Origin of the sequence: Pseudomonas sp. GW456-12-10-14-LB2, from assembly GCF_002884345.1 — a bacterium.
In the GTDB taxonomy this organism is placed as follows: domain Bacteria; phylum Pseudomonadota; class Gammaproteobacteria; order Pseudomonadales; family Pseudomonadaceae; genus Aquipseudomonas; species Aquipseudomonas paraglycinae.
The window spans coordinates 1-25404 of the sequence record NZ_POHV01000032.1; the positions used below are offsets into that span (position 1 = coordinate 1).

Genomic DNA, 25404 nt, shown 5'->3' on the forward strand with positions numbered 1-25404 from the left:
GGTGAAGCTCGCGGGTGGGCTGAATCAGTACCGGTACGTGCCGAATCCGACGGGGTGGGTGGATCCGTTGGGGTTGACGTCCAACTGTCCGCCGCCGAATAAGCCGGGTTGTTCGGTGCCGGCTGGGGTGGGTGGCTCGGTTGTTGACGAAGGTGAGCCGCTGATTCCAAAGCCAAAATCTCGACCCGAAAATTTTGGGAGTGATGAAAAGCTTACCGGGCATTTTGAAAAGCATGGCGCCGAATTCAAAGCGATGAGCAACGAAGAGTACTTACTCACCGCGCGAGGCGTTGTGAATCAAGGCACGCGTGTGGAGTACTTATACAAGGGAGAGCTGCGAGCAGGGTATATCCAGTTGATGGGGACTAACCGAAAAGGTGAAGCGAAATTCGCTTTCGTTGGCACCAACACCAATGATGAAATTACGACTCTACACACCAAAAGTGGGAAAGAGTTTTGGCGGACAATCAATGGTAATGCACGAGATAAAACAGTGAGACCCGCTCATGACTAAGACGTACAAAGCACTGGTTGTCGAAATAGACCCGTATGTAGAAGAAGCTATTTTGCTGGTCGTGGAGGGCACAGCGGTCAGATGTTTCGTAAGCTACAGCCCTTCAGAAATTGAGGTGGGAAAAACTTACGAAGTTGAGTTCGAAATGGTGTTATCTGATGAAGAATGTGTATCACCTTCAGAATGCGAAAAAACGCAGATCAAGATGCTCGGTAGCGGATTCCCCTGTGAGATTTATGGCTACCTGGATGGCGAAGTTTTCCGGTCTTTAGTTGATTTTACTGATCAGGATATCCACTACGAATTTCCACATCTAAATGGGCAATTTGTCAAAATTAACGCGGACAGGATTGATGTTTCGTTTGTTCGATAGCGAATGGCAGGGATTAGACCGCTGCTCCACAAGCATTGGTGCGGACAGGGAAGTCAGCGTTGACCAATTGGCCGCGGCGCATTGAGGTCCGGGAGGATAAGGCTGTCGAGTAGGCGCACACCAAGTTCAACAAGGCGAGTACCCTATCACTCATCATCATCAAAATCCTCATACTCAAGCTCGTCCTCACCCTCCAAAAGCGGAACCGTCGCATCATCCATCAACGACCCCGGATCTTCATTCCCCGGATCATTGATAAACGGCAATCCGCTCTGTCCTTTCTCTTCCTTGCCTTCGGTTTCCGGAGTCATGGCGCACCTCGTCAATCGCGTTCGTATAGGACGTTCGAAAAGTATGGTCGCCATTCGTTCCTGCGCATGACGCGCAGGCACAAAAAACCCGGCATAAAGCCGGGTTTCCGTAGAACCGGTCACTCAACGATGACGGTTCTTGTGTTTGTTCTTGTGCTTGTGGCCGCCCCCAGAGTGCGACTTGCCACCATCGTCACCCAGGTTGTTGCCGACCGCACCACCCGCTGCGCCGCCCAACCCTGCGCCAATGGTCGAACCGGTGGAGCCGCCGAGGCTGTTGCCGACCACTGAACCGCCTGCGGCGCCGAGGCCACCGCCAATGGCGGCTTCCGTGCGATTGCGTTTGTTCGCTCCGACGGCACTACCGGCCGCACCGCCAACGCCGGCACCCACCGCAGCACCGGTGCTGCCGCCGAGCTGTCCGCCGACCACATTGCCCAGTACACCGCCCAGCCCACCACCGACAGCCGCGGAACCATCGCCGGCAGCCATGGCGCCTTGAGCCACGAGCAGTCCTATAACCAACGCAGTTGCAGTTAAAGTCGAGCGCATACAGACCTCACAGGTCCCGGATCGGGACGGTTCGCCCGCGGAGGGGGCTATGTGGCATTGGAGGCGAATTCGAGAAAAACGTTCAGCAACGAAAAGGCCCGGCATAAAGCCGGGCCTTTTCAGTCACGCGTTGGCAATCAGTGACGCTTGTGACCCTTGGACAGATTGCTGCCCACTGCGCCACCGGCTGCGCCGCCCAGGCCAGCACCGATAGTCGCGCCGTTCTTGCCACCCAGGCTGTTACCGATAATCGAACCACCCGCCGCACCGACACCCCCGCCAATGGCCGCCTTTGTGCGGGCACCCTTCTTCGCTGCCAACGCACCGCCAGCTGCGCCGGCCAGGCCAGCGCCAATCGCCGCGCCGTTGCTGCCACCCATTTTTTGGCCAACCACGTTACCCAGCGCGCCGCCCAGGCCGCCACCCAGTGCGGCGGTACCGTCGCCAGCCATTGCACCTTGAGCAACCAGAAGCCCCAGAACCAGAGCAGGCAGAGTTAAACGCATGACGAAAAACCTCAACAGAAGGAATAAAAAAGGGCGCAGATTGAATGCTGTTGCCGCGGCAATGTCCAGCGTTGCAGCGCACTTGGCGCCGATCGGACAGCGAATACGGAAAAGGTTTTATGACGGGCAAAAAAAAGCCCGCTGGGGAGACGGGCTGGAGACTTGCTTTCTAACGGATGGCTTCACCCTACCCAGCCGGGTGTGAAAAGTTTGTGAAAGAATCCGGACGAATCTGCAATTTCTGTAGGACGCTTATCAAAAAACAGAAACAAAAAACCCCGCTCAATGGCGGGGCTGTGTGGCATCCGGATTACTTCCTGGAACGCGCCGTCACCTTGGGCAGAAATTTTGCTTTAGGCCCCTTGGGTGCAGCCGACTTGATCTTGCCGGTCTGCACCGGGTCCTCGCCAAACCCGGCCTGGTACTCCGTCTGGCCGCAGCGCACGCAATTGTTGAATGGAAATTCAGCCCCGTCGTCTTCGATGTACGGATCAGTCATCTCTTCACCCCTTTCCAAATGCGGGCCGACACCGGCAAACCCTTTTGCCTGAAAAAATATCGACCTCCAAGGCTTTTGAGACTAGTCGGTCATTCCTGGACTTGTGGTTCAGATCACCCGAAGCCCGACGAATGGCCCACGGAAATTAAACACAATGACGAACCGTTGGTCCCCCGCCGCTAAAGATTCCCGGCGACCGGCCGCTGCCCTTTTTCCTACGCAATCAATCTCAAGGAGAGAACATGGAAATCAAAGGATTCCCGACACTGCCTGTTGTAAAGCTCACGGACGAACAGATCGCCGCCGGCAAAGCCGGGGCAGAGAAATTCAAGGAAAAAGTCGCTTCGGGCGAAATCGTCATCAAGCAACCGACTGGACCGAGCCCGTTGCAGCCTGGCGTCATCTACCACCCGGACCCGGCCCAACCAGCTCAGCCGGGCGATACCCCGCCTCTCGTTGCGATCGATACACCGCTGACCTATGACTCGAAAGGCACTATCCTGCTCAAACCACAGGGCTGATTGTCAGCAAAGAGCCCATTCCGTTGAATGGGCTCACAAGCGGAAACCAATGCTCAGCGCAACTTGACCGCTGTACCGGTCGCAAACACCACTACCATGCCGCCCTTCCCTGCCGGCATGCTGATCTCGAAATCCACCCCGACCACCGCATCCGCCTGCAAGGCCCGCGCGCGCTCCTTGATCTCGTCAGTCGCCTGAACACGCGCCTCCTTCAACGCCCGCTCCAGCGTCTGCGAACGCCCGCCGAAAAAGTCCCGCATGCCCGCGAACATATCGCGAATCACATTCACGCCCTGCACCGACTCGGCACTGACGATGTCCAGATATGCCGTAATCTGCCGGCCTTCGATGGAGTGGGTGGTGGAAATGATCATGGAGGTCGTCCTTTTACTTGCCGGATAAAGCCGCGATTGTAATGCCCTGGCAAAGGGAAGCCGAACCGATCTCTGTGACCAAAAAAATCCGGACGCCAGAATGCACAAAACCCCTGGCTTCTTTCGAAACCAGGGGTTTTGTTTACATCGAATTTGGCGGTGAAGGAGAGATTCGAACTCTCGATACAGTTTCCTGTATACACACTTTCCAGGCGTGCTCCTTAAGCCACTCGGACACTTCACCGTATCTCTTCAAACATGTTCTGTCTGTCGAGGCGCGCTAATGTAGTCGAAAGCTTTTCTGATGGCAAACTTTTTTTCAGAATTTTCATGCGGTTAAGAGAAAAAGTCGCTTCCACCTTCTAGGGGCCATGGCAATCCGGCCAATCTCGGGTGGGCGCAGCCCTTCTATATAGGTGCGCAGGCGTCAGGCGCGGGGCGTGTTGCAGCGCATCGGCCGGTAAACGGTGACTGGCGGGTCAGTCACAGTGCTTTACCTGACCGGCGACGGTGGGTAACGTCTGCCCATCTTTCTTATAAGGAATTGCGCCATGAGCGACCTGATTGCCTACCACCTCGAAGACGGTATCGCGACCCTGACCCTGAGCAACGGCAAGGTCAACGCCATTTCCCCGGACGTGATCGCGGCCTTCAACGCGGCGCTGGATCAGGCGGTGGCGGATCGTGCCATTGTGATCATCACCGGTCAGCCGGGCATTCTCTCTGGCGGCTACGACCTGAAAGTGATGACTGCCGGCCCTAAAGAAGCCGTGTCGCTGGTGACCGCCGGCTCGACCCTGGCCCGCCGCCTGTTGTCGCACCCGTTCCCGGTGATTGTTGCTTGCCCGGGGCATGCCGTAGCCAAAGGCGCATTCATTCTGTTGTCCGCCGATTACCGGATCGGTGTCGACGGCCCGTTCAGCATTGGTCTGAACGAAGTGCAGATCGGCATGACCATGCACCACGCCGGCATCGAGCTGGCCCGTGATCGCCTGCGTCGCTCGGCCTTCCACCGCTCGGTCATCAATGGCGAGATGTTCGATCCGCAAAGCGCAGTGGATGCCGGCTTCCTCGACAAAGTGGTCGCGGCCGAAGAACTGCAAGGCGCCGCCCTCGCCGCCGCGCGTCAGTTGAAAAAGATCAACATGACCGCACACAAGAACACCAAGTTGAAAGTGCGCAAGGCGCTGCTGGAAACCCTGGACAACGCGATCATCCAGGATCAGGAGCATCTGGGCTGACACCCGGCTCATACCGATTCAGAAAAGCCCCACCGTCGTGTCGGGCTTTTTCTTACGCGGCTTGTTGAAAACTCCGCGGCAGCTCTAGGACGCCTCTGACCAACAAGTCGGAAACATGCGCTTAAACATCGCCCATCTCCGGACTCTATAGCGGCAATTGCCGAAAACAGTGCACATCCGTACACTGCGCCACCTTTTGTCCCGATGGGCCTGAAAATGCTGTTTGTGTTTCGTATGTTATTGATGGGCCTGCACTTTATTCTGGCGGGGATACTCGGAGTGATCCTCGGGCTGTGCCGGCCATTCAATCCGGACAACAGTCGCCTGTGCGCCCGCCTCTATGCACTGCCGGCCATGTGCATTTTGCGTCTGCGAGTGAAGGCCGAAGTCGGCCCGTTGATGAACAAACCCGACAGCTGCGTGATCATCGCCAATCATCAGTCCAACTATGACCTGTTCGTGTTCGGCAACGTGGTGCCGCGTCGGACGGTGTGCATCGGCAAAAAGAGCCTGAAGTGGGTGCCGCTGTTCGGGCAGCTGTTCTGGCTGGCGGGCAATGTGTTGATCGATCGTGGGAACGCGCACAAGGCGCGCCAGTCGATGCTGACCACCACCGACACCTTGCAGCACAAAGACACCTCGATCTGGGTGTTCCCGGAAGGCACGCGCAACCTGGGTGAGGAACTGCTGCCATTCAAGAAAGGCGCGTTCCAGATGGCCATCGCCGCCGGGGTGCCGATCGTTCCGGTGTGTGTCAGCAGCTACATCAAGCACATGCGTCTGAACCGCTGGCACAGCGGGAAAGTTCTCATACGCTCGCTGCCGGCAATTCCTACCGTCGGCCTGACCATGGATGACATGCCCATGCTGATCAACCAGTGCCGCGAACAGATGCGCGAATGCATCGATGCGATGGACCGGCAGCTGCAAGCTGCGTGAAAAAGAAGCCCGCCCTGTGCGGGTTTTCTTTTGCCCGGTGAACTGTGCAGATTTCACTGACTCTCAAGCAGCGACACGGCTAAGCTGAAGCCATGTCTCCCCTGCCATCTGCCAAGAAGAAGTGAATCACCACCATGGGTCGAGTTGTTGCTGCTGCGGTTTACAGCGCCGGTAAGAAAGTCACCAATATTTCCCTCGACGAAGGCGCGGCCTGGGCCGCCAAGACCGGCCACTTCGTCTGGATCGGCCTCGAAGAGCCGAGCGCCCAGGAACTGTCCAACCTGCAACGTCAGTTCAACCTGCACGAACTGGCCATCGAAGACGCCCTGGAAAAGCACAGCCGGCCGAAGCTGGAAACCTTTGGCGACGCGCTGTTCATCGTCACCTACTCGCCGGTGCGCGAACACGGGATTCTGCAGTTCATCGAAACCCACATCTTCGCCGGCAAGGGCTACATCATCACTGCCCGCAATGGCCACTCGGCGTCCTACGCCCACGTCCGCCAACGCTGTGAGGCGCGGCCGCTGTTGTTGGAGCACGGGGAAGATTTCGTACTGTATGCGCTGCTGGATTTCGTGATCGAAAACTATCAGCCAGTGGGCGAAGCGATCCACGCCGAGATCGATGAACTGGAACGCAACGTGTTGTGCAGCGCATTGAATGAATACGACATCCAGAAGCTGCACGGCCTGCGTCGCGACGTCCTGCGCCTGCGCCGTTACGCCGCGCCAATGGTGGAAATCGGCGAAGAACTGCAGAAGCTGAGCTTTCCCTTCATCGACAAGAACATGCGCCCTTACTTTCGCGACGTGCAGATCCACGTGAATCGGCAGATGGAAGATCTGACCACCCTGGCCGATATCGCCAGCCAGACCATCGAAATCGGCGTGTTGCTAGAGGCGTCACGCCAGAGCGTGGTGCAACGCAAATTCGCTGCATGGGCGGCGATTCTGGCGTTCCCGACAGCGGTGGCGGGGATCTACGGGATGAACTTCCAGAACATGCCGGAGCTGAGCTGGCACTACGGCTATTTCGGCGTGCTGGGCTTTATCACGGTCGGCTGCGTGAGCCTGTGGGCGAGCTTCAAGAAATCCGGCTGGCTATAAGAAAAAACGCCCCCGTGTAAAACACGGGGGCGTCTGGATTCAAGCAGCGGTCGGCTTGTGCGCCACGAAACGCATCATCCATTCCGCGACGGTGGTGCCGTGGTGCTGATGCTCCAGACTGGCCACACCCTTACTGTAAACCTGCTCGCCCAGCGCTTCCTGACGCAGATCCAGCAGCGCTCGCGAGTAGTCGTGAATGAATTCCGGATGACCCTGGAAGCACAGCACCTGATCGTTGATGTGGTACGCGGCAAACGGGCAGAAATCGCTCGACGCAATCACCGTTGCATTCTCCGGCAGCGCCGTCACCTGGTCCTGGTGACTGATCAACAGCGTCAGCTCTTCACGCACCGGGCTCATCCACGGCGCCTTGGCCGCCAGTTTGTAGTTGTGGATGCCGACACCCCAGCCTTGCGTGGCGCGCTCGCTCTTGCCGCCCAGCAGCAGCGCCAGCAGTTGATGGCCGAAGCACACGCCGAGCAGTTTGTCGCCGCGCTCATAGCGGGTCAGCAGGTATTGCTTGAGGGTCTGGATCCACGGGGCGGTACCGAACGAGTCGGCCTTGCTGCCGGTGACCAGATACGCATCGAAGATCAGGTCATCACTCGGATAATCGCCCTGCATCACGTTGTACACCGTGAACTCGGCGGCGATCGGCTGTTGCGAGAACAGGCGCTGGAACATCTGCCCGTAACCCTGATATTCATCGACCAGTTCCGGACGCAGGATGTCGGTTTCCAGAATGCAGATGCGTAGCGACATAAAAAATACCTGACACGTGATGGGAATAATGCACACCCCAGAGCCTGCCTTGAAACCACCCGGCAAGGCAAGCCCCGAAATGCGTCCCCTCCCCGTTAGAACAACTCGCCCTTGGCAGCTTTTTCCAGCAGCAGCGCAGGCGGTGCGAAACGCTCACCGTACTGCTCCGCCAGATACTGCGCCCGGGCGACAAAGTCCTTCACGCCATATTGGTTGATGAACTGCAGCGCACCGCCCGTCCATGCCGCGAAACCGATGCCGAAGATCGAGCCGACGTTGGCGTCCGCCGTCGACGTCAGCACGCCCTCCTCCAAGCAACGCACGGTTTCGATGGCCTGCACGAACAGCAGTCGATCACGCACATCCTTCGGCGATATCTGCCCGTCGGCTTTCTCGAACCGGGTTTTCAGCTCGGGCCACAGATGTTTCTGCCCACCCGCCGGGTACTCATAAAAACCGCCTCCCGCTGCCTTGCCCGGCCGCTTGTATTCGTTGAGCAGCAAGTCAATCACGGCGAACGCCGGGTGCTCAATCAGCGGTTTCCCTTCTGCTTGAAGGTCTTTGGCCGTTTGCTGACGGATATGGCTCATCAGGCTGAGGGAAACTTCGTCAGAGATCGCCAACGGCCCGACAGGCATGCCGGCCTTGCGCGCTTCGGTCTCGATCATCGGCGCGCTGACGCCCTCACCCAGCATCGCAATGCCTTCATTGGTGAAGGTGCCGAATACTCGCGACGTGAAGAATCCGCGACTGTCGTTGACCACAATCGGGGTTTTCTTGATTTGCAGTACGAAATCGAACCCGCGTGCAAGGGTTTCGTCGCTGGTTTGCGCGCCCTTGATGATTTCCACCAGCGGCATCTTTTCCACCGGGCTGAAGAAGTGCAGGCCGATAAACTTGCTTTGATCCGGTACTGCGGTCGCCAAGCCAGTGATGGGCAAGGTCGATGTGTTGGAAGCAATCACAGCGTCGGCGCCAACCACCTGTTGCGCTGCTGCCGAGACCTTGGCCTTGAGTTGACGATCCTCGAACACCGCCTCGATGATCAGATCGCAACCCGCCAGATCGGCATCGCTTTCGGTCGGGTGAATACGCGCCAGCACCGCTTCACGCTGCTGCGCAGACATTTGCCCGCGAGCGACTTTCTTGTCCAGCAACGCCGCCGAATGCGCCTTGCCCTTTTCCGCAGCCGCGAGGTTGATGTCCTTGAGCACCACGTCGATCCCGGCCGATGCGCTGACATAGGCGATCCCGGCGCCCATCATGCCTGCGCCGAGCACGCCCACTCGCTTCGTCACATAAGGTGCCAAACCCTGCGGCCGTGAACCGCCGGCATTGATTTCATTGAGTTGGAACCAGAACGTGCCGATCAGGTTTTTCGAGATCTGGCCGGTGGTCAGTTCGGTGAAGTAGCGGGTTTCGATCAGGTGCGCCGTGTCGAAATCCACCTGCGCGCCTTCCACAGCCGCGCACAGAATCTTCTCCGGCGCCGGCAACGTGCCCTGGGTTTTGGTGCGCAGGATCGACGGCGCAATCGCCAGCATCTGCGCGACTTTCGGATTGGATGGCGTGCCGCCGGGAATCTGATAACCCTTAACATCCCAACGCTGCACGGCCGCAGGATTGGCCAGAATCCAGGCCCGGGCCTTGGCCAGCAGCTCATCGCGATCCGCCGCCAGCTCATCGATCAATCCGGCCTGCAACGCCTGCTGCGGACGGACTTTCTTGCCTTCAAGGAGGTACGGCAACGCCTTTTCGATGCCAAGCATGCGCACCATCCGCACCACGCCACCGCCGCCCGGCAACAGGCCGAGGGTCACCTCCGGCAGACCGAGCTGAACCGACGCATCGTCCAGCGCCACGCGGTGGTGGCAGGCCAGGCAGATTTCCCAGCCACCGCCGAGCGCCGCGCCGTTGATCGCCGCGACCACCGGTTTGCCGAGGGTTTCCAGGGTGCGCAACTGACCCTTGAGGGTCAGCACCATGTCGTAGAAAGCCTTGGCTTCGGGCTTGCCGACCTTGATCAGTTCATTCAGGTCGCCACCGGCGAAGAAGGTTTTCTTGGCCGAAGTGATGATCACCCCGGCGATGTCATCTTTTTCCGCCTGCAAACGGGCGACGCTTTCGGCCATGGCCTCGCGGTACGCCGCGTTCATGGTGTTGGCGCTCTGGCCCGGCATGTCGATGGTCAGGACAACGATGCCGTCCTGGCCTTTTTCGTAACGAATGGCTTGGGTCATGACAGGATTCCTTGGGGTCAGAGGCGTTCGATGATGGTGGCGATGCCCATGCCGCCGCCGACGCACAGCGTCGCGAGGCCGTAGCGCAGGCGCCGGGCTTCCAGTTCATCGAGCAAGGTGCCGAGGATCGCGCAACCGGTGGCGCCCAGCGGATGGCCCATGGCGATCGAGCCGCCATTGACGTTGACCTTGTCCGGGTCGACAGCCATGTCCTTGATGAATTTGAGCACCACCGAGGCGAACGCCTCGTTGACTTCAAACAGGTCGATGTCCTCCACCCGCAGCCCGGCCTTGGCCAGCGCCTTGCGAGTGGCCGGCGCCGGGCCGGTGAGCATGATGGTCGGGTCGGTGCTGGTGACCGCCGTGGCGACAATCCGCGCCCGAGGTTGCAGACCCAACGCACGCCCCTTCGCTTCGGAGCCAATCAGCATCAGCGCCGCGCCGTCGACGATCCCCGAGCTGTTGCCCGGCGTGTGCACATGATTGATTCGCTCGACATGGCTGTAGACCCGCAATGCCGTGGCGTCGAAGCCCATCTGACCGATCATTTCGAAACTCGGCTTGAGCTTGCCCAGGCCTTCAAGGGTCGACTCGGCGCGAATGAATTCATCGTGATCGAGCAGGATGATGCCGTTCTGGTCCTGCACCGGCACCAGCGACTTGCTGAACGAACCGTCGGCCCGGGCGCGGGCAGCTTTCTGCTGCGAGTGCAGCGCGTAGGCATCGACGTCCTGCCGGCTGAAGCCTTCAAGGGTGGCGATCAGATCGGCGCCGACGCCTTGTGGTGTGAAGTGGCTGTGCAGGTTGGTTTGCGGGTCCAGCGCCCAGGCTCCACCGTCGCTGCCCATCGGCACTCGGGACATGGATTCGACGCCACCAACTACCACCAGGTCTTCGAACCCGGAGCGCACTTTCATCGCCCCCAGGTTCACCGCTTCCAGCCCCGAGGCGCAGAAGCGGTTGATCTGCACGCCCGCGACGCTGACGTCCCAATCAGCCACCTGCACGGCGGTCTTGGCGATGTCCGAGCCCTGATCGCCAATCGGCGTGACGCAACCGAGCACCACGTCATCGATCTGGCTGGTGTCCAGCGCCGTACGTGCCTCCAAAGCGGTCAGCAGCCCGGCCACCAGGTTCACCGGTTTGACGCTGTGCAGCGATCCGTCGGCCTTGCCCTTGCCACGGGGCGTGCGTAACGCGTCGAAAATCAAAGCTTGGGTCATGACGTCCTCGAACCTGTGCGGTGAATGAAATTCGTGCTGTCACTGTTGTCTTCGCAGGCCATCGATTCAATGACCACAGCGCTCAATGACGTTGACGCGCACGCTCAGACGGACGGTCATCCGTGGCTTGATTAACCGGTTCAGGTGCGCGAGCTGTCTAGCAAACGGGCGGCAAAGAAGCTGGCAATGGGCCTCATGCCTTTTTAATCGCGACAGGTAGCAAATACATACGAAATGGATCTAAGCGAAGCGTGACGCGGGCCCTAAGGTGAAGATGTACGTCGTTGTCGTCGGGTTTTGCCGAGACAGGCGTTCGCTACAGGAAGTGCAGCGCTTGCCGTCATGGATATGCAGGCAAGCATCAGGAAATAACAAAAAAGGCGGTCAAGCCATGTTCAAACAACCAAAAGTACGGCAAGCAGGGCTCATTCTTTTCGCCACGACGCTGTTGTTGATTCTGCCGAACCTGACCAAGGTCATCGGCTGATTCAAGCGGCAGGTATTGTTTATCGCCACTGAAAATGTGACTGGCCCGCTACCCGGGCCAGCGTGGCTGTGCCAACCTTTGCGCACTTCCACGACACGGACGGCGATCACTTGAAAACGCTCATTCTATTCGGGGCCATGCTGCTGAGCATGCCCCTGTCTGCCGCGCAGCTGAACCTGGAGCTGGGCGCGAACAGCCGCACCTGGCAGACCGAGGAATTGCTCAAGCATCCTCAGGTACAAACCCTCACGGTCAAGAATGATGTGTCCTACAAGAAGGACATGACTTATCGCGCCGTGCCGATCGCCGCGCTGCTGACCGGCATCAAACCGGACGATCACCTGCAAGCCGTGGCACTGGATGGTTTTGCCGCAGAGCTGTCCGCCGCACCGCTACTGAACGACAAAGGCTCACGCGCCTGGCTCGCCATCGAAGATCCGGCGCAACCCTGGCCGCCGCTGTCGGAAGGCAAGCACAGCGCCGGGCCGTTCTATCTGGTGTGGACCGATCCGCAGGCCGGCAATATCAGCCCGGAACAATGGCCGTTCGAAGTGGCGAGCATCAAGCGCATGGCGCCGGTGGCCGAGCGCTTCCCTGCCCTGCTGCCGGATCCTGCGTTGAAGGCCGATGACCCGGTGAATCAGGGTTTTGCGCTGTTCCAGAAGAACTGCCTGGCCTGCCATCGCCTGAATGGCGCGGGCGATGCGCAGTTCGGGCCGGACCTGAATATTCCGTACAACCCGACCGAGTACTTCGGCGCGGACTTCCTCAAGCGCTACATTCGCGACCCACAGAGTCTGCGTCAGTGGCCGCAAGCGAAGATGCCAGGGTTTTCTGCCGAGGTGTTGCCGGATGCGGATCTGCAGAAGCTGATCGGGTATTTGCGGCACATGGCCGGGCGCAAGGTTGAGCCGGCCAAGTAATCCAATTACGCCGCTTACTGCTGCTGCACCGAGATGATTGGCGCTGGTGTCGGCGACACCAGCACTTTCGCGTGCATCTGCTCTGAGCCGCCGCCCCGGCGCATGCCGCGCACCGGGCAGGCATCCAGATAATCCAGACCCACCGCCAGTTTCAGGTGCCGCTCCGGCCGCGCCAGTTCATTGGTCACGTCAAAGCTGTACCAGGCGTCATCGATCCAGGCTTCGGCCCAGGCGTGACTGGCCAGATGCTCGCAATCCTCGCTGTACAGATAGCCCGACACATAACGTGACGGCACTCCGAGGCTGCGCGCGCAGGCGAGAAACGCGTGGGCGTGATCCTGGCAAACACCCGCCCGGCCGGCAAACGCCTCGGCGGCACTGGTATCGACTTCGGTGGCGCCCGGCTTGTAGGTCATGTGCTGGTTCAGGCCATGCATCAGGTCGATCAGTGCATTGCGGTCACGTCGTTGCTTGCAGGATTTTTCGGCAAACGCGCGCAGCGCCTCATCAGCCTCGGTCAGCCGGGTGAAACGCAGGAACGGCAGCGCCGACTGACTCTCGTGCTCGGCTTCTCGCAACTCGTCGATATCGACCTGCCCCCGGGCGCCGATGATGATCGCTTCGTGAGGCTCGTCCATGGTCAGGACGTGCAGAATGTTGCCGAACGGATCGAGCTGGGCGCGCACCGGGCGCGGCAGGTCGAGCTGCCAGCTCAGCACGTGCTGACGCTCGCTGTCGTGGGGCGTCAGGCGCAGGTACTGGATGCTCGCGCGTACCTGATCTTCGTAGTGATAGGTGGTCTCGTGGCTGATGGAAAGTCTCATGCGGCCTCCAGGTAGGAACTGTGAATGGCGTTGCCCAACTGGCGCACCAGCGGGATGAATTCGGTGAGCCAGGCGTGCAGCCCTTCCTCAAGGATTTCTTGAATACCGGTGTAGCGCAGACGCGCGTCCATTTCCGCCGCCAGCCGTTGCGCGGGACGACCGTTGGCCCCCGGCAGTTGCGCGAGAATCTGGTCGATCTCTTCCGTGCAGGCCCGCAGCGAACGCGGCACGTCGGCGCGCAACAACAGCAGCTCGGCCACATGCCGGGCGCCGGGCGCATCGCGATAGATCTCGGTGTACGCCTCGAACGACGACAGCGCCCGCAACAGCGCACTCCACTGGTAATAGGCGTGGGCCGTGCCGTCGCTGACCGCTTCGGCCTGATCGCCGGCCATTTCGTAGCGGGCATCGAGCAGGCGCAACGTGTTGTCCGCCCGCTCGATGAACGTACCCAGGCGAATGAAACGAAACGCGTCGTTGCGCATGATGGTGCCGTAGGACGCGCCCCGAAACAGGTGCGAACGTTCCTTGATCCACTCGCAGAAACGGCTCATGCCGTAGCGGCTGAGGCCCTGATTGGCGATCCCACGGATCTCCAGCCAGGTGGCGTTGATGTTCTCCCACATGTCGGCAGTGATTCGCCCGCGCACCGCATGGGCGCTGGCTCGCGCCGCGCCGAGGCAGCTGTAGATGCTCGCCGGATTCGCCGCGTCGAGGGCGAAGAAGTGCAGCAAGCGCTCGGCATGCAGCTCTCCGTGACGTTCCAGGTAATCGTCCAGCGTGCCGGTGATCAGCAGAGGCATCGCCAGTTCGTGCAGGCCGTCGCCACGGCCGTCCTGCGGCATCAGCGACAGCGAATAGCTGACATCGAGCATCCGTGCGAGGTTTTCCGCCCGCTCCAGGTAACGCGACATCCAGTACAGATCCGAGGCAGTTCTACTTAACATGGCAGGCTTCCTTCAATCCTCGACCACCCAGGTGTCCTTGGTTCCGCCGCCCTGGGATGAGTTCACCACCAGAGAGCCTTCACGCAGGGCGACACGGGTCAAACCGCCGGGCACGACCCGGGTTTCGCGGCCGGACAATACGAACGGACGCAGGTCGATATGGCGCGGCGCAATGCCGTTTTCGACAAAGGTCGGACAGGTCGACAGCGACAGCGTCGGTTGCGCGATGTACGCGTGGGGCTTGGCCTTGATCCGCTCGCGGAACGCATCGATTTCCGCGGTCGTCGCCGCCGGCCCCACAAGCATTCCGTAACCGCCGGAGCCCTGGGTTTCCTTGACCACCAGTTCCGGAAGATTGGCCAGTACATGGGAAAGTTCAGACGGATTGCGGCATTGCCAGGTCGGCACATTCTTCAGGATCGGTTCTTCGTCGAGGTAGAAACGGATCATCTCGGTGACAAACGGGTACACCGATTTGTCGTCCGCCACGCCGGTGCCGATGGCATTGGCCAGCACCACGTTGCCCGAGCGATAGGACGACAGCAGCCCCGGCACGCCGAGCATCGAATCCGGGCGGAACGCCAGCGGATCGAGGAACGCGTCGTCGAGCCGGCGGTAGATCACGTCCACGGCTTTCGGGCCGTCGGTGGTGCGCATGAAGACTTTGTCGTCGCGCACGAACAAGTCCGCACCCTCCACCAGCTCCACGCCCATTTCCCGGGCCAGGAACGCATGCTCGAAAAACGCGCTGTTGAAGCGTCCCGGTGTCAGCACCACCACACTCGGGTCGTCGATCGGGCTTGAGCTTTTCAGGGTGTCGAGCAGCAGATTCGGGTAATGGTCGATCGGGGCGATGCGCTGGGCCGCGAACAGTTCCGGGAACAGGCGCATCATCATCTTGCGGTCTTCGAGCATGTAGCTCACGCCGCTCGGCGTGCGCAGGTTGTCCTCGAGCACGTAGTACGTGCCGTCGCCGTCGCGCACCAGATCGACGCCGGAGATGTGCGAATAGATATCGCGGTGCAGATCCAGTCCCTGCATCGCCAACTGATATTGCTCGTTGGCCAGCACCTGTTCGGCGGGAATGATCCCGGCCTTGATGATGCGCTGCTCGTGGTAAAGGTCGGCGAGGAACATGTTCAATGCCTTGACCCGCTGAATGCAGCCGCGCTCGACGATCCGCCACTCGCTGGCGGGAATGCTGCGCGGAATGGTGTCGAAGGGAATCAGGCGTTCTGTCCCTTGCTCGTCCCCGTAGAGCGTGAAAGTGATCCCGGCACGATGGAACAGCAGATCGGCCTCGCGCCGCCGCTGGGCCAGCAGTTCGTCAGGCGTTTCGGCCAGCCAGCGGGCAAACTCCCGGTAATGCGGACGGATCTGGCCGCCGGCATCGTACATTTCATCAAAATAGGTGCGGATCATGCCGTACTCCTTGTCACCCCGGACATACAGGCCTTCGCAAGGCCCGTGCCATCGGCATAAACGCTTTGATTTCAATCGGTTGGATATTCACGCCACACGCACCGCACCATTCCTGTGCGGCAAATGCCCCAACCTGATCGCCCCCGCTTCATTGCGACGCAGTCCCGTCGCCTATCACCAGCATAGTCAGAGTTGATTTCACTGCTCGGTGCCGGCTGCGGATAATCCGCGCATCCGCTGCAAAAACGTCGCTGACGAAGTACGCAGCCCCACTGATCCGGCTTGCCTCGGCAGCCATCCCGGCCGTAACCCTGAGCGGTTTCCTCTCCTTCCGGTCTTCCCTTTCAGCCACCTTTTCAGGTGGCTTTTTTTTGCGCCGGTTTCTTGTTTCAGGGTTTTGCCATGGGGTGTTCAGGGGGGCAGAAACGACAACGGCCGACCCGAAGGTCAGCCGTAGCTCGACGTGTTGCGAGAGTGATCAGTTCAAACGGTGCCGGTTGCGGATCTCCTGTTTCACGCCCCAGCCTTCGATGATGCCGCCCAAGGGCTCGACCACCGCCGAAAAGCCCTGCTCGAAATCGCCAATGTCGTCGTAGGTTGCGTACATCACCTTGCTCAATTCCAGAGACCATGCGCCGTCGTCGCGCGCACTGACCTGGGCATTGATGGATTCACCGCGAAATTTGCCTGCCGCCCTGCGCGCCCGCTCCTCGTCCGGGAAAATGGCGTAGAACTCGATGGGATGGAATCGGGAAAAATCGAAACCGCCTTCTTTCATGCGGCGCAGCACACTGCTGCTGATGTCTTCTTGATAGGCTGTGCTCATGAATCGTCCCCCTCGCATAGATGGATAGACTTTCCGTATTCCCTGCACTGGCCCAACGGGCCCGGGTGCTTACGGCAACCGCGTTGCCGGCGGGAAACAAGCATGTAGCTGACAAGACCAGACCTTAGCGATCCGTTCGCTGATCTCGCTTGCAGAGTAGCCCCAAGATAGAGCCGCTGCCAAGGCCTGGTACATGAAGAAAATGAAGATTCAGATTGGGGTGATGCTGCGGATTTCGATGCTGTTCTGGGTTTTCAGGCTTTTCACGCCGGCATCGGCGGTGCGCCCTTCCAGATCGTTCAGGTCAAGCTCGGCGGCGACCGGCAACAACCGCTCCTTGATGAGGCGAGCTGCCCGTTCATGGCTGGGGCATTCCTCGCACTCGAAGACTTCGTCGATCGTTTCACCATGATCGTCCACAAAGGTGACTTTCCACTTTGACATCGGAGCCTCCTCGATCAAACCCGCAAATGGGCTTACACCTATCTCGACTTTTGTCAGGATTGATCGTTCAAAAGGTTTACACCGATGCAACATGAAAAAAGCCGAGGCCGGCGTGTTTTCGCACACCGGCCTCGGCTTTTTCTGACCCGTGATCGATCAGTCGTTGCTTGGCTTGTTCACTGCCTGCAGCACGTATTGCGGCAAGGCGAAGGCGCCGATGTGGATTTCCGGGTTGTAGTAGCGGGTGACGATGCCGCTGCCGATGAAACGCTGTTGCAGCACTTCGCGGCTCAGCTTGCGGTACGCAGGGTTGGTCGAACCCCAGGCGAAGGTCATCGAACCGCCGATATAGGTCGGCACGGCCGCCTGATAGAAGTGCCAGTCCGGGAACAGGCTGCGCAGGCGGCCGGCGGTGGTTTTCACTTCTTCGATCTGCATGAACGGCGTGCCGTTCTGGGTCACGAGGATGCCGCCCTCGTTCAGGCAGCGGTGGCAGGCCTGGTAGAAGTTTTCCGAGAACAGCACTTCGCCCGGGCCGATCGGGTCGGTGGAGTCGGAAATGATCACGTCGAACTTTTCGGTGGTGGTGGCGACGAAACGCATGCCGTCGTCGATTACCAGGTTCAGGCGTGGATCGTCGTAGGCGCCCTTGGAGTGGTTCGGCAGGAATTCCTTGCACATGTCGACCACGGTGCCGTCGATCTCGACCATGGTGATGTGCTCGACGCTGGCGTGTTTGGTCACTTCGCGCAGCATGCCGCCGTCGCCGCCGCCGATGATCAGCACGCGCTTGGCGGTGCCGTGGGCGAGGATCGGCACGTGGGTGAGCATTTCGTGGTAGATGAATTCATCGGCTTCGGTGGTCTGGATCACGCCGTCCAGCGCCATCACCCGGCCCATGCGCGGGTTCTGGAAGATCACCAGGTGCTGGTGTTCGGTGCGCACTTCGTGCAGCAGTTTTTCCATGCGAAAACGCTGGCCGTAGCCTTCGTAGAGGGTTTCCAGGTATTCGCTGGTCTTGGTGACGGTCATGGTGAGTGCTCCGATGAATGCGCGGGCGCCAATCGTCAGGTTCGATTGCCCGGGAAAGGCGCGCATTCTACGTTGCCGAAGATGACAGGTCGAACCTCAGTTCATCGGTCCGACCCAATCACGGTGCGAACGGTCAGATCCGCACATTGCCCCGCGGCCCGGCAATCGCCCAGATGATCAGGCCCAGCACCGGCAGGAGGATGATCAACAGCACCCAGAGGATTTTCATCCCGGTCTCGGCGCCGCTTTTCAGCACATTGATGATCGCCCAGATGTCGAGCGCAAGAATGATCAGGCCGACCAGGCCGTTGAACGTGGAACCCATGGTGTCGCTCCAGAATAGTGGCATGCACTTTTAGGATAGACGGTCGCGCTCAGGGTTCCCTTTTATTGCGTTCAGACGTGAACGGCGACCTTCAGGGCTTCCAGCGACGGCGCGGCGGCAATGCCGACTTCGGCGCACAGTTCCAGTACGCGCGGCACGTCGTTGCCGTAGACCAGCACCACTTGCAGCTCGTCGTCGAGCAGCTGGCTGAAGTTCATCAGCGTGTAACCACCGTTTTCCTTGTTCAGGCTGCTCATCTGCACCTGGATGCGGTTGAGCGCGGTCAGCGCCTCGGTCTTGGCCAGTTGCTTGGGCTTGAGGTTGAACTCGACGCCCGGGCCGAACGAAGCCACGATCTGTGCGAACAGGTCAACGTAGGTGTCCGCCTGAAACAGTACGGTCTCCGGCAGGCTGCCGACCACCACCCATTCGCCCAGCGGAATCGGGAAAGTATCGTCGTAGTTGATGTCCGGGTTGGCGGTCAGAAATGCGTCGGCATCGGCGTAAGCCTGCGCCGCTTCATCCGCGACTTTCAGGATCTCGTCTTCGCCCATGCAGCCGGAGCTGATTTTGCTGATGAGTTCGGCGAGTGCGGCTTTCATGGGGGCGGATCCTGTGGCGAAGGGAATTTTGAGGGCGCGAAGGATAGCGCATTCTCGCCTTCGCCACAGATCGGGTTCCGGCCAGCGGCCTCAGCCCAGCAGTTTTTCCAGCTGCGCGGTGGTGTCCACGGCGCCCATGGTGCGGGCCGCGTCCAGCGCGGTGATGCCATTGGCATCCTTGGCTTTCGGATCGGCGCCCTGGTCGATCAGGTAATCGACGATTTCAACCCGGTTGAACATCGCCGCCATCATCAGCGCCGTGCGGCCATCGAAGGATGCGCCCTCAATCTGCGCACCGCCCTCGACCAAAGCCTTGACTACGGCCAGATCACCCTTGAACGCCGCGCCGGCAATCGGGCTCTGGCCGTTGCCGTTGCGTTGTTCCGGGTCGGCCTTGTGCTTGAGCAACACTTGCACCGCATCCACATGCCCGTAGTAGCTGGCAAGCATTAGCAGGGTGTCGCCCTTGCTGTTGGTCAGGTTCACCGGCAGACCGGCAGTGATCAGGCGATCGAGCATCACCGCGTCGCCCTCGCGCGCCTTGTTGAACACCTGTTCAGTGAATTCGGCTGCTTCCTCGGGGGTCATCTGGCGGCTTTGGTCGGACATGGGGCAACTCCACTTTCGGTCGTTCGGAAAGCCGACAGTTTCCCGAGCGCGGCGATAGCTGTCATCCCCTTTTTTCCAAGATGACCGATAGCCAATATCAATAGCGATACTTGCCTGCCCGGATGTCGACAAGGATTTCATTCGTCACCTGCACGTAGGTTTCGGTTCCCGGCAGCCAGGCATAAATCGGGTCATCCCCCGTCTGGCCGGGGTCGAAACCTTCGTTTTTCAGGCGGGTCTTCTGGTATTTGAAGGTGCCGGTGGTTTCCATTTTCACCTTGACCCGCAGGAACAGCGGCACCGCGTAGGCCGGCAGGCGTTCGCGGGTGAAGGCCAGCAGTTCGGCGAAATCCAGGGTCGCCAAAGACTCGGCCGGGGTGATCGCCGCCATCCCGGCGCGACCGTTGGTGTTGGGGATTTCCACGCCATAGGCCACGGCTTCGGAAATGTGCGGATGTTGGAGCAGCAGGTTCTCGACCTCGGTGGTCGAGACGTTTTCGCCCTTCCAGCGGTAGGTGTCGCCGAGGCGGTCGACAAACTGTGCGTGGCCGAAACCGATGTTGCGCAGCAGATCGCCGGTGTTGAAGAAGCGGTCGCCCTTGGTGAACACGTCCTGCAGAACGACCTTGGCGGTTTTCTGCGGATCGGTGTAGCCGTCCAGCGGCGCCTTATCGTCGATCCGCGCCAGCAACAGCCCCCGCTCACCCCGGTCGACCTTGCGCATGAACCCGTCGTCACCGCGAATCGGCTCGCCGCTGCCCTGGTCGTAGGCCACCAACTCCCAGGCCATCAGCGAGAAACCGATGGTGTTGTCGAAATTGAGGATGTTGGTGAAGCCGATATTGCCGTCGCTGGCGGCGTACAGCTCGCAGATGTGATCCACGCCGAAGCGGGTCTTGAACTCGGCCCACGCACCGGGCCGCAGGCCGTTGCCGATCATCTTTCGCACATCATGACGACTGTCGTCGGCACTGAGCGGCTGATCCACCAGATACCGGCACAACTCGCCGACGTAACCGATGGTGGTTGCGCGATAGCGACGCACATCGCTCCAGAACTGCCGGGCGCTGAACTTGCGGCGAATCGCGAAACCCGACGCGCCATTGACCGCCGAACCCCAGCACACGCAAAGCCCGGTGGCGTGGTACAGCGGCAAGGTGCAATAGACGATGTCGTCCGGGCGCATGTCGAGGGCGATCATGCCGAAGCTCGCCGAACTGCGCATCCAGCGGCCGTGCTTGAACACCCCGGCCTTGGGCAAACCGGTGGTGCCGGAGGTGTAGATGTAGAAGCACGGGTCGTCGAAGAAAATCTGCCGGCTGCTGGCCGGGTTGTCGCCCGAGGCGTCGGCACTGGCGCTGATCAGGTTGATGTAGCCCTCGGGCGCGATGCCCGGATGGCTGAAGGTATCCTGATCGGCGACGAACCAGGCGCGCGCTGCCGGGATCGCTACTTGCTCGCGTACCGCCGCAAATGCCGGCAGCAACTCATCACCGACAACAATCGCCGCCGGGGTCACCAGATTGATGCTGTGGATCAGCGTATCGCGGGTCTGCGAGGTATTGAGCAGCGCGCTGACGGCGCCGACTTTGGCCAGCGCCAGAATCGTCACCAGCAGTTCCGGACGGTTCTCGATGAACACCGCCACCACATCGCCCTTGCCGATGCCCTGCCCGATCAGATAGTGGGCGATGCGGTTGGCCCACTGGTTGACCTGTGAATAACTCAGCACCACCTCGCCCGACAGCAGCGCGGGGCCCTCGGGATTGCGCAGGGTCGCTTGCTCGAATGTCCAGCCCAGGCCACAGGTTTGGGTCGGATCCGTGACGTTGGCCACCTTCATGCCTTTCACCACCCGTGGAATGGCTTTGGCAATCATCGGCAGTTTGCGGAGCATCATGCCCCAGGTAATCGTGTCGCTCGGCGCTTGGTGCATGGCAGCTCCCGTTCGACCTTGACGTGCAGGCCGGATTTTTATTGTCGGGCAATCGGGTGAGACAACCGGCGCTTCTCGAGCGAGGGTCGAGGCCGAAAATACGTCAGGGCTTCGCGGGCTGTACACGCGGTTTTTGCAATGTTTTGTATCCGTCCCGGCACTACTAAACGCCACATGATTACAGCCAAGGGTATTGGTTCAATCGAATCGACAATGATCCCGCAAAATGCAGGATGCACGATGGCCATTCATGCAGATTGCACGACAGCCAAAACCATCAGATTTTATAAATTACTGATTTATAAGGATTTTTAAAAACTCAAATACTGGCACAATCGCTGCAACTCCCTATACATGCTTGCCATTCAAGTGCATACGGAGCTGAAAGACATGAACCTGATCCAAGAAAAATTTACCTCCCTGTTTTCCAACTTCGCCGTCACCACCCAGCCCCGTCCCGATGGCGGGATCCTGCTGACGCTGAAGAGTGCCGACGGCAAAGTGTTCAAGCGTGCGCTCACGTATCAGCAACTGCATACCGGTGATCAACTGTCGTGGGCGATCAGCGCGATCCGTCGTGATCTGGCGGAACAGGCCAGCGAGCTGCCACAGATCGGCATGCTGCAAAGCCAGCAGCGTTTTGCCCTGCCGACCTATCACTCGATGTAATTCGAACACCGTATAAACAGACAGGCCGTGGAGCTTTCGCTTCACGGCCTGTTTTTTTTGCGCGTCGATTGTGTGAACTCAGAACGCTTCCGGCTCAATCCCGGTGAAGCTGTCGACGGTCACATGCCCTGCCAGTTCCCCGCCTTCACGGGCCAGGCCGCAGGTTTGCAAGCCGGCTGACTGGGCGGCGTCGAGCTCCTGGACGATGTCCGAGAGGAACAGGATTTCCTGCGGTTCGACACCGATGGCCTGCTGGATATTGCTGTACGACTGCGCCTCGCGCTTGGGGCCCGACGTCGTGTCGAAGTAGCCACTGAACAGCGGCGTCAGATCCCCTGCTTCCGAGCAGCCGAAAATCAGCTTTTGCGCCTGAATCGAACCGGACGAATACACAAACAGTTGATGACCGGCCTGATGCCAGCGCTGGAGCGCTTCAACGGCGTCCGGGTAAACATGGCCTTTCAACTGCCCGGCCTGATAACCCTGCTCCCAGACCATGCCCTGCAACGCTTTCAGCGGCGTGGCCTTGCGGTCTTCGGCGATCCAGGCCAGCAGAATTTCCACGACTCGCTCGACATCAGCCTGCGGTTCGTTGCTGTCGCGGCGCACGGCGTCCAGTTGCTCGGCAACGTCGGCACGCTGGGCGTTCTGGCGAACGAAGTCTGGCAGGTGCTTCGCCGCATACGGGAACAGCACGTCGAACACAAAACTCACTGCGCTGGTGGTGCCTTCGATGTCGGTGAGAATGACCTTGATCGACATCGGCTCAGTCCTCCAGACGCGGGAAGCGGCCGGCGATGTCTTCGCCGGTGAAGTTGGCGACCCAGCCTTCAGGGTTGTTGAACAGGCGGATCGCCACAAAGTGCGGATTCTCGCCCATGTCGAACCAGTGTTTGGTGCCGGCCGGCACCGAAATCAGGTCGTTCTTCTCGCACAGTACGGCGTAGACGTAATCGTCGATGTGCAAGGTAAACAGGCCACGACCGGCGACGAAGAAACGCACTTCGTCTTCACCATGGCGATGTTCTTCGAGGAACTTGGCGCGCAATTCGGCTTTTTGCGGATGGTCACTGTTGAGGCTGATCACATCGACCGTAATGTAACCGCGCTCGGTCATCAGTTTGTCGATCTGCTCTTTATAGGCACCGATCACTTCTTCCTGGCTCGCGCCGGGCTGGATCTTTGCGGCGGCTTGCCAGCGGTCGAAGCGCACGCCCTGCTCGGCCAGGGTCGAAGCGATGTCTTCGAAATGGGTCAGCACCTTGTTCGGAATCTCGGGGCTGGAAACGTGATAGACGGACAGGCTGCTCATGGGGCATTCCTCGGTATCGGCCTTGCCGTCCGGTTCTTCGAGACCGGTCGGGCACTGCATTCATCAGGCAAAGGGGCTGGTTCTGGTGAAGTCAGCCTTGGCGGTTCATGACGCTGCGGGTCTTCAACTCGCATTCAAACAGGAATTCAAAGGCCTCGATCTGACGCAACGCGTCGCTCATCTGCGCGCCCCAGGTGTAGAGGCCGTGGCCGCGAATCAGATAACCGACGCAATCGGGATGGGCGTCGAGCCAAGGCTGCACCTTGGCGGCGAGGCGCGCAATGTCCTGATCGTTGTCGAAGATCGGCACGCGCACCCGGGATTCGTGGGTCGAGATGCCGCTGAAAGCTTTTTGCAGTTCGTAGTCTTCGAACTCGATGAAGTCTTGCGGCGTCAGTCGCGACAGCACCGTGGCGTTCACCGAGTGAGTGTGCAACACCGCGCCGATCTCCGGGCGCCAGCTGTAGAGCTGGGTATGCAACAAGGTTTCGGCGGACGGCTTTTTGCCGGGCTCAAGACTGTTGCCGGACAGGTCGGTGGCGAGCACGTCGTCCAGGCCCAACTGGCCCTTGTGCTTGCCGGACACGGTCAGCAGCGCTTCGCTCGGCGACAGACGCGTCGAGTAATTGCTGCTGGTGGCCGGCGACCAGCCGCGACCATAAAGAAAACGCCCGGCGTCGACAATTTGCTGGGCAAGCTGTTCACGGGTAAGGCTCATGGCCTGTCCTCTTGCATTCGAATGGCAATGATAACGGCAGCGGCGAGCGCTGCGAGACTGGCAATACTAAAGGTCAATGTCGCGCCGAGGGCATTCCAGCTGTAACCGGAATACAAGGCGCCGAGCGCACCGCCGGTGCCGGCCAGCGCTGCATACAGCGCCTGGCCCTGTCCCTGCTGGCGCGCGCCGAAGCTACGTTGCACGAACGCGATGGCAGCCGCATGAAAGCTGCCGAAGGTCGCCGCGTGCAGCACCTGGGCAAACAGCAAGACCCAGAGGAACTCGGCGAACGAACCTAGCAGCAACCAGCGCAACGCCGCCAGCAGAAAACTCGCCATCAGCACCCGCCGCAGGGAAAAACGCGCGAGGATCCGGCTCATGGCCATGAACATCAGCACTTCCGCCACCACGCCGACCGCCCAGAGCATGCCGATCACGCCACGGCTGTAGCCCAGTCGTTCGAGGTGCAGGGTCAAAAACGTGTAATACGGCCCGTGGCTCATCTGCATCAGCGCCACGCAACCGTAAAACGCCAGCACCCCGGGATTGCGCAATTGCTTGAGAAAGCCCTCGCCTGTCGGCCGGTTGCCCTGAGGCGGCTGAGCGTTCGGCACCCACAGACTGCTGAGCACGATGCCGGCCATGATCAACACCAGCGCCGCCGGGTAGATGTCGAGGCTGAGCCATTCGAACAGGCGACCGAGGGCGACCACGGTGATGATGAAACCGATCGAGCCCCAGAGGCGGATCTGACTGTAGCGGGAGGTCTGGCCCTGCAAATGCGCGAGGGTGATGACTTCGAACTGCGGCAGCACCGCGTGCCAGAAGAAGGCGTGCAAGGCCATGACCATCGCCAGCCAGGCGTAGGTCTTGCTGACGAAAATCAATGAGAACGTCAGCAGCGTACACACCGCGCCGAAGCGCACGATGGCCAGGCGCCTGCCGGTGTAATCGCCGAGCCAGCCCCAGATGTTCGGCGCCACGCAGCGCATCAGCATCGGGATCGCCACCAGCTCGCCGATGCGCGCGGCGCTGAATCCGAGGTGATCGAAGTACAGCGCCAGAAACGGCGCCGTCGAACCGAGCAAGGCGAAATAGAACAGATAGAAACTGGACAGCCGCCAGTACGGGAGCGCCGCCACGGTCAGACCGCGGCGGCTTTGAGAT

Annotated in this window: 29 protein-coding genes, 1 tRNA gene and 1 pseudogene; 8 read left to right on the forward strand and 23 right to left on the reverse strand. The window is 60.0% G+C overall.

Annotation, left to right across the window (positions count from 1 at the left end; all coding sequences use genetic code 11):
- Together C1X29_RS20795 and C1X29_RS20800 are read left to right on the forward strand one after the other, a co-directional pair.
- Positions 1-514, forward strand: a pseudogene (locus C1X29_RS20795) (type IV secretion protein Rhs); the annotation flags it as partial.
- On the forward strand, positions 507-887 hold the full coding sequence (locus C1X29_RS20800) for a hypothetical protein (RefSeq protein WP_102688299.1): 381 nt from the start codon (positions 507-509) through the stop codon (positions 885-887). The pseudogene C1X29_RS20795 and the gene C1X29_RS20800, both read left to right, overlap by 8 nt.
- A gap of 146 nt (positions 888-1033) precedes the next feature.
- Here the strand turns inward: C1X29_RS20800 and C1X29_RS29465 are convergent, their stop codons facing one another.
- The 4 genes from C1X29_RS29465 to C1X29_RS20815 form a co-directional block, all read right to left on the reverse strand.
- A complete protein-coding gene (locus C1X29_RS29465; RefSeq protein WP_173940204.1) occupies positions 1034-1198 on the reverse strand; it encodes a hypothetical protein in 165 nt (54 codons plus the stop codon).
- A gap of 123 nt (positions 1199-1321) precedes the next feature.
- Entirely contained in the window at positions 1322-1750 is a 429-nt protein-coding gene (locus C1X29_RS20805; protein WP_102718269.1) for a YMGG-like glycine zipper-containing protein, read from the reverse strand.
- 137 nt (positions 1751-1887) lie between these two features.
- On the reverse strand, positions 1888-2256 hold the full coding sequence (locus C1X29_RS20810) for a hypothetical protein (RefSeq protein WP_011333227.1): 369 nt from the start codon (positions 2254-2256) through the stop codon (positions 1888-1890).
- A 310-nt stretch (positions 2257-2566) separates the two neighbouring features.
- Positions 2567-2755: a hypothetical protein gene (locus C1X29_RS20815; protein ID WP_102718270.1), complete on the reverse strand. Its 189-nt coding sequence runs from the start codon at positions 2753-2755 to the stop codon at positions 2567-2569.
- 242 nt (positions 2756-2997) lie between these two features.
- Between C1X29_RS20815 and C1X29_RS20820 the strand changes: the two genes are divergently transcribed.
- A complete protein-coding gene (locus C1X29_RS20820) occupies positions 2998-3276 on the forward strand; it encodes a hypothetical protein (RefSeq protein ID WP_102718271.1) in 279 nt (92 codons plus the stop codon).
- Positions 3277-3329: 53 nt separating this feature from the next.
- On the opposite strand, the gene C1X29_RS20825 is transcribed toward C1X29_RS20820, so the two are convergent.
- On the reverse strand, positions 3330-3650 hold the full coding sequence (locus C1X29_RS20825) for a YbjQ family protein (RefSeq protein ID WP_007959944.1): 321 nt from the start codon (positions 3648-3650) through the stop codon (positions 3330-3332).
- A 154-nt stretch (positions 3651-3804) separates the two neighbouring features.
- Positions 3805-3894: transfer RNA gene (locus tag C1X29_RS20830), tRNA-Ser, on the reverse strand.
- A gap of 307 nt (positions 3895-4201) precedes the next feature.
- Between C1X29_RS20830 and C1X29_RS20835 the strand changes: the two genes are divergently transcribed.
- The 3 genes from C1X29_RS20835 (at position 4202) to C1X29_RS20845 (ending at position 6936) form a co-directional block, all read left to right on the forward strand.
- Entirely contained in the window at positions 4202-4891 is a 690-nt protein-coding gene (locus C1X29_RS20835; RefSeq protein WP_011333225.1) for a crotonase/enoyl-CoA hydratase family protein, read from the forward strand.
- A 216-nt stretch (positions 4892-5107) separates the two neighbouring features.
- A complete protein-coding gene (locus C1X29_RS20840) occupies positions 5108-5830 on the forward strand; it encodes a 1-acylglycerol-3-phosphate O-acyltransferase (protein WP_085748519.1) in 723 nt (240 codons plus the stop codon).
- 134 nt (positions 5831-5964) lie between these two features.
- Positions 5965-6936, forward strand: coding sequence for a magnesium and cobalt transport protein CorA (locus tag C1X29_RS20845; RefSeq protein ID WP_085748511.1), 972 nt, complete (start codon positions 5965-5967; stop codon positions 6934-6936).
- Positions 6937-6975: 39 nt separating this feature from the next.
- Here the strand turns inward: C1X29_RS20845 and C1X29_RS20850 are convergent, their stop codons facing one another.
- The 3 genes from C1X29_RS20850 to C1X29_RS20860 form a co-directional block, all read right to left on the reverse strand.
- Complete coding sequence (locus tag C1X29_RS20850; RefSeq protein ID WP_102718272.1) at positions 6976-7698, reverse strand: amidotransferase; 723 nt, start codon at positions 7696-7698, stop codon at positions 6976-6978.
- A 95-nt stretch (positions 7699-7793) separates the two neighbouring features.
- Complete coding sequence (locus C1X29_RS20855; RefSeq protein WP_102718273.1) at positions 7794-9938, reverse strand: 3-hydroxyacyl-CoA dehydrogenase NAD-binding domain-containing protein; 2145 nt, start codon at positions 9936-9938, stop codon at positions 7794-7796.
- 17 nt (positions 9939-9955) lie between these two features.
- Positions 9956-11161, reverse strand: a complete 1206-nt coding sequence (locus C1X29_RS20860; RefSeq protein WP_102718274.1) for an acetyl-CoA C-acetyltransferase — start codon at positions 11159-11161, stop codon at positions 9956-9958.
- A 624-nt stretch (positions 11162-11785) separates the two neighbouring features.
- On the opposite strand from C1X29_RS20860, the gene C1X29_RS20865 reads away from it, so the two are divergent.
- Positions 11786-12571 (forward strand): cytochrome c, encoded by a 786-nt coding sequence (locus C1X29_RS20865; RefSeq protein WP_102718275.1) that lies wholly within the window; start codon positions 11786-11788, stop codon positions 12569-12571.
- 14 nt (positions 12572-12585) lie between these two features.
- Here C1X29_RS20865 and C1X29_RS20870 read toward each other — a convergent pair whose 3' ends face one another.
- The 10 genes from C1X29_RS20870 to C1X29_RS20915 all read right to left on the reverse strand — a co-directional run bounded on the left by C1X29_RS20870 (position 12586) and on the right by C1X29_RS20915 (position 21538).
- Positions 12586-13395, reverse strand: a complete 810-nt coding sequence (locus C1X29_RS20870; RefSeq protein ID WP_007959971.1) for a transglutaminase family protein — start codon at positions 13393-13395, stop codon at positions 12586-12588.
- The gene (locus C1X29_RS20875) at positions 13392-14342 is read right to left on the reverse strand and encodes an alpha-E domain-containing protein (protein WP_007959974.1); all 951 of its coding nucleotides are present in this window, start codon (positions 14340-14342) and stop codon (positions 13392-13394) included. The genes C1X29_RS20870 and C1X29_RS20875 overlap by 4 nt, the downstream gene beginning before the upstream one ends.
- A gap of 12 nt (positions 14343-14354) precedes the next feature.
- Positions 14355-15764, reverse strand: coding sequence for a circularly permuted type 2 ATP-grasp protein (locus tag C1X29_RS20880; RefSeq protein ID WP_085748507.1), 1410 nt, complete (start codon positions 15762-15764; stop codon positions 14355-14357).
- 478 nt (positions 15765-16242) lie between these two features.
- Complete coding sequence (locus C1X29_RS20885; RefSeq protein ID WP_007959978.1) at positions 16243-16590, reverse strand: ribonuclease E inhibitor RraB; 348 nt, start codon at positions 16588-16590, stop codon at positions 16243-16245.
- 210 nt (positions 16591-16800) lie between these two features.
- A complete protein-coding gene (locus C1X29_RS20890; protein WP_007959980.1) occupies positions 16801-17034 on the reverse strand; it encodes a hypothetical protein in 234 nt (77 codons plus the stop codon).
- A 156-nt stretch (positions 17035-17190) separates the two neighbouring features.
- Positions 17191-18066: a polyamine aminopropyltransferase gene (gene speE / locus C1X29_RS20895; RefSeq protein ID WP_007959983.1), complete on the reverse strand. Its 876-nt coding sequence runs from the start codon at positions 18064-18066 to the stop codon at positions 17191-17193.
- Positions 18067-18199: 133 nt separating this feature from the next.
- Entirely contained in the window at positions 18200-18391 is a 192-nt protein-coding gene (locus tag C1X29_RS20900; protein WP_007959984.1) for a PLDc N-terminal domain-containing protein, read from the reverse strand.
- Between the two features lie 71 nt (positions 18392-18462).
- Positions 18463-18993: a hypothetical protein gene (locus C1X29_RS20905; protein WP_011333215.1), complete on the reverse strand. Its 531-nt coding sequence runs from the start codon at positions 18991-18993 to the stop codon at positions 18463-18465.
- Positions 18994-19083: 90 nt separating this feature from the next.
- The gene (locus C1X29_RS20910; protein WP_011333214.1) at positions 19084-19602 is read right to left on the reverse strand and encodes an ankyrin repeat domain-containing protein; all 519 of its coding nucleotides are present in this window, start codon (positions 19600-19602) and stop codon (positions 19084-19086) included.
- Between the two features lie 97 nt (positions 19603-19699).
- Positions 19700-21538, reverse strand: coding sequence for a long-chain-acyl-CoA synthetase (locus C1X29_RS20915; RefSeq protein WP_102688280.1), 1839 nt, complete (start codon positions 21536-21538; stop codon positions 19700-19702).
- Between the two features lie 390 nt (positions 21539-21928).
- Here C1X29_RS20915 and C1X29_RS20920 point away from each other — a divergent pair, with 390 nt between their 5' ends.
- The gene (locus tag C1X29_RS20920; RefSeq protein WP_039769924.1) at positions 21929-22207 is read left to right on the forward strand and encodes a DUF3509 domain-containing protein; all 279 of its coding nucleotides are present in this window, start codon (positions 21929-21931) and stop codon (positions 22205-22207) included.
- 78 nt (positions 22208-22285) lie between these two features.
- Here the strand turns inward: C1X29_RS20920 and mtnC are convergent, their stop codons facing one another.
- From mtnC to C1X29_RS20940, 4 genes are all read right to left on the reverse strand, one after another.
- Entirely contained in the window at positions 22286-22969 is a 684-nt protein-coding gene (mtnC, locus tag C1X29_RS20925) for an acireductone synthase (RefSeq protein ID WP_102688279.1), read from the reverse strand.
- Positions 22970-22973: 4 nt separating this feature from the next.
- Positions 22974-23519, reverse strand: a complete 546-nt coding sequence (locus C1X29_RS20930) for an acireductone dioxygenase (RefSeq protein ID WP_039770173.1) — start codon at positions 23517-23519, stop codon at positions 22974-22976.
- Between the two features lie 91 nt (positions 23520-23610).
- The gene (locus C1X29_RS20935) at positions 23611-24237 is read right to left on the reverse strand and encodes a methylthioribulose 1-phosphate dehydratase (RefSeq protein WP_007959997.1); all 627 of its coding nucleotides are present in this window, start codon (positions 24235-24237) and stop codon (positions 23611-23613) included.
- The gene (locus C1X29_RS20940) at positions 24234-25379 is read right to left on the reverse strand and encodes an MFS transporter (protein ID WP_011333208.1); all 1146 of its coding nucleotides are present in this window, start codon (positions 25377-25379) and stop codon (positions 24234-24236) included. The genes C1X29_RS20935 and C1X29_RS20940 overlap by 4 nt, the downstream gene beginning before the upstream one ends.
- Positions 25380-25404: the final 25 nt, after the last annotated feature.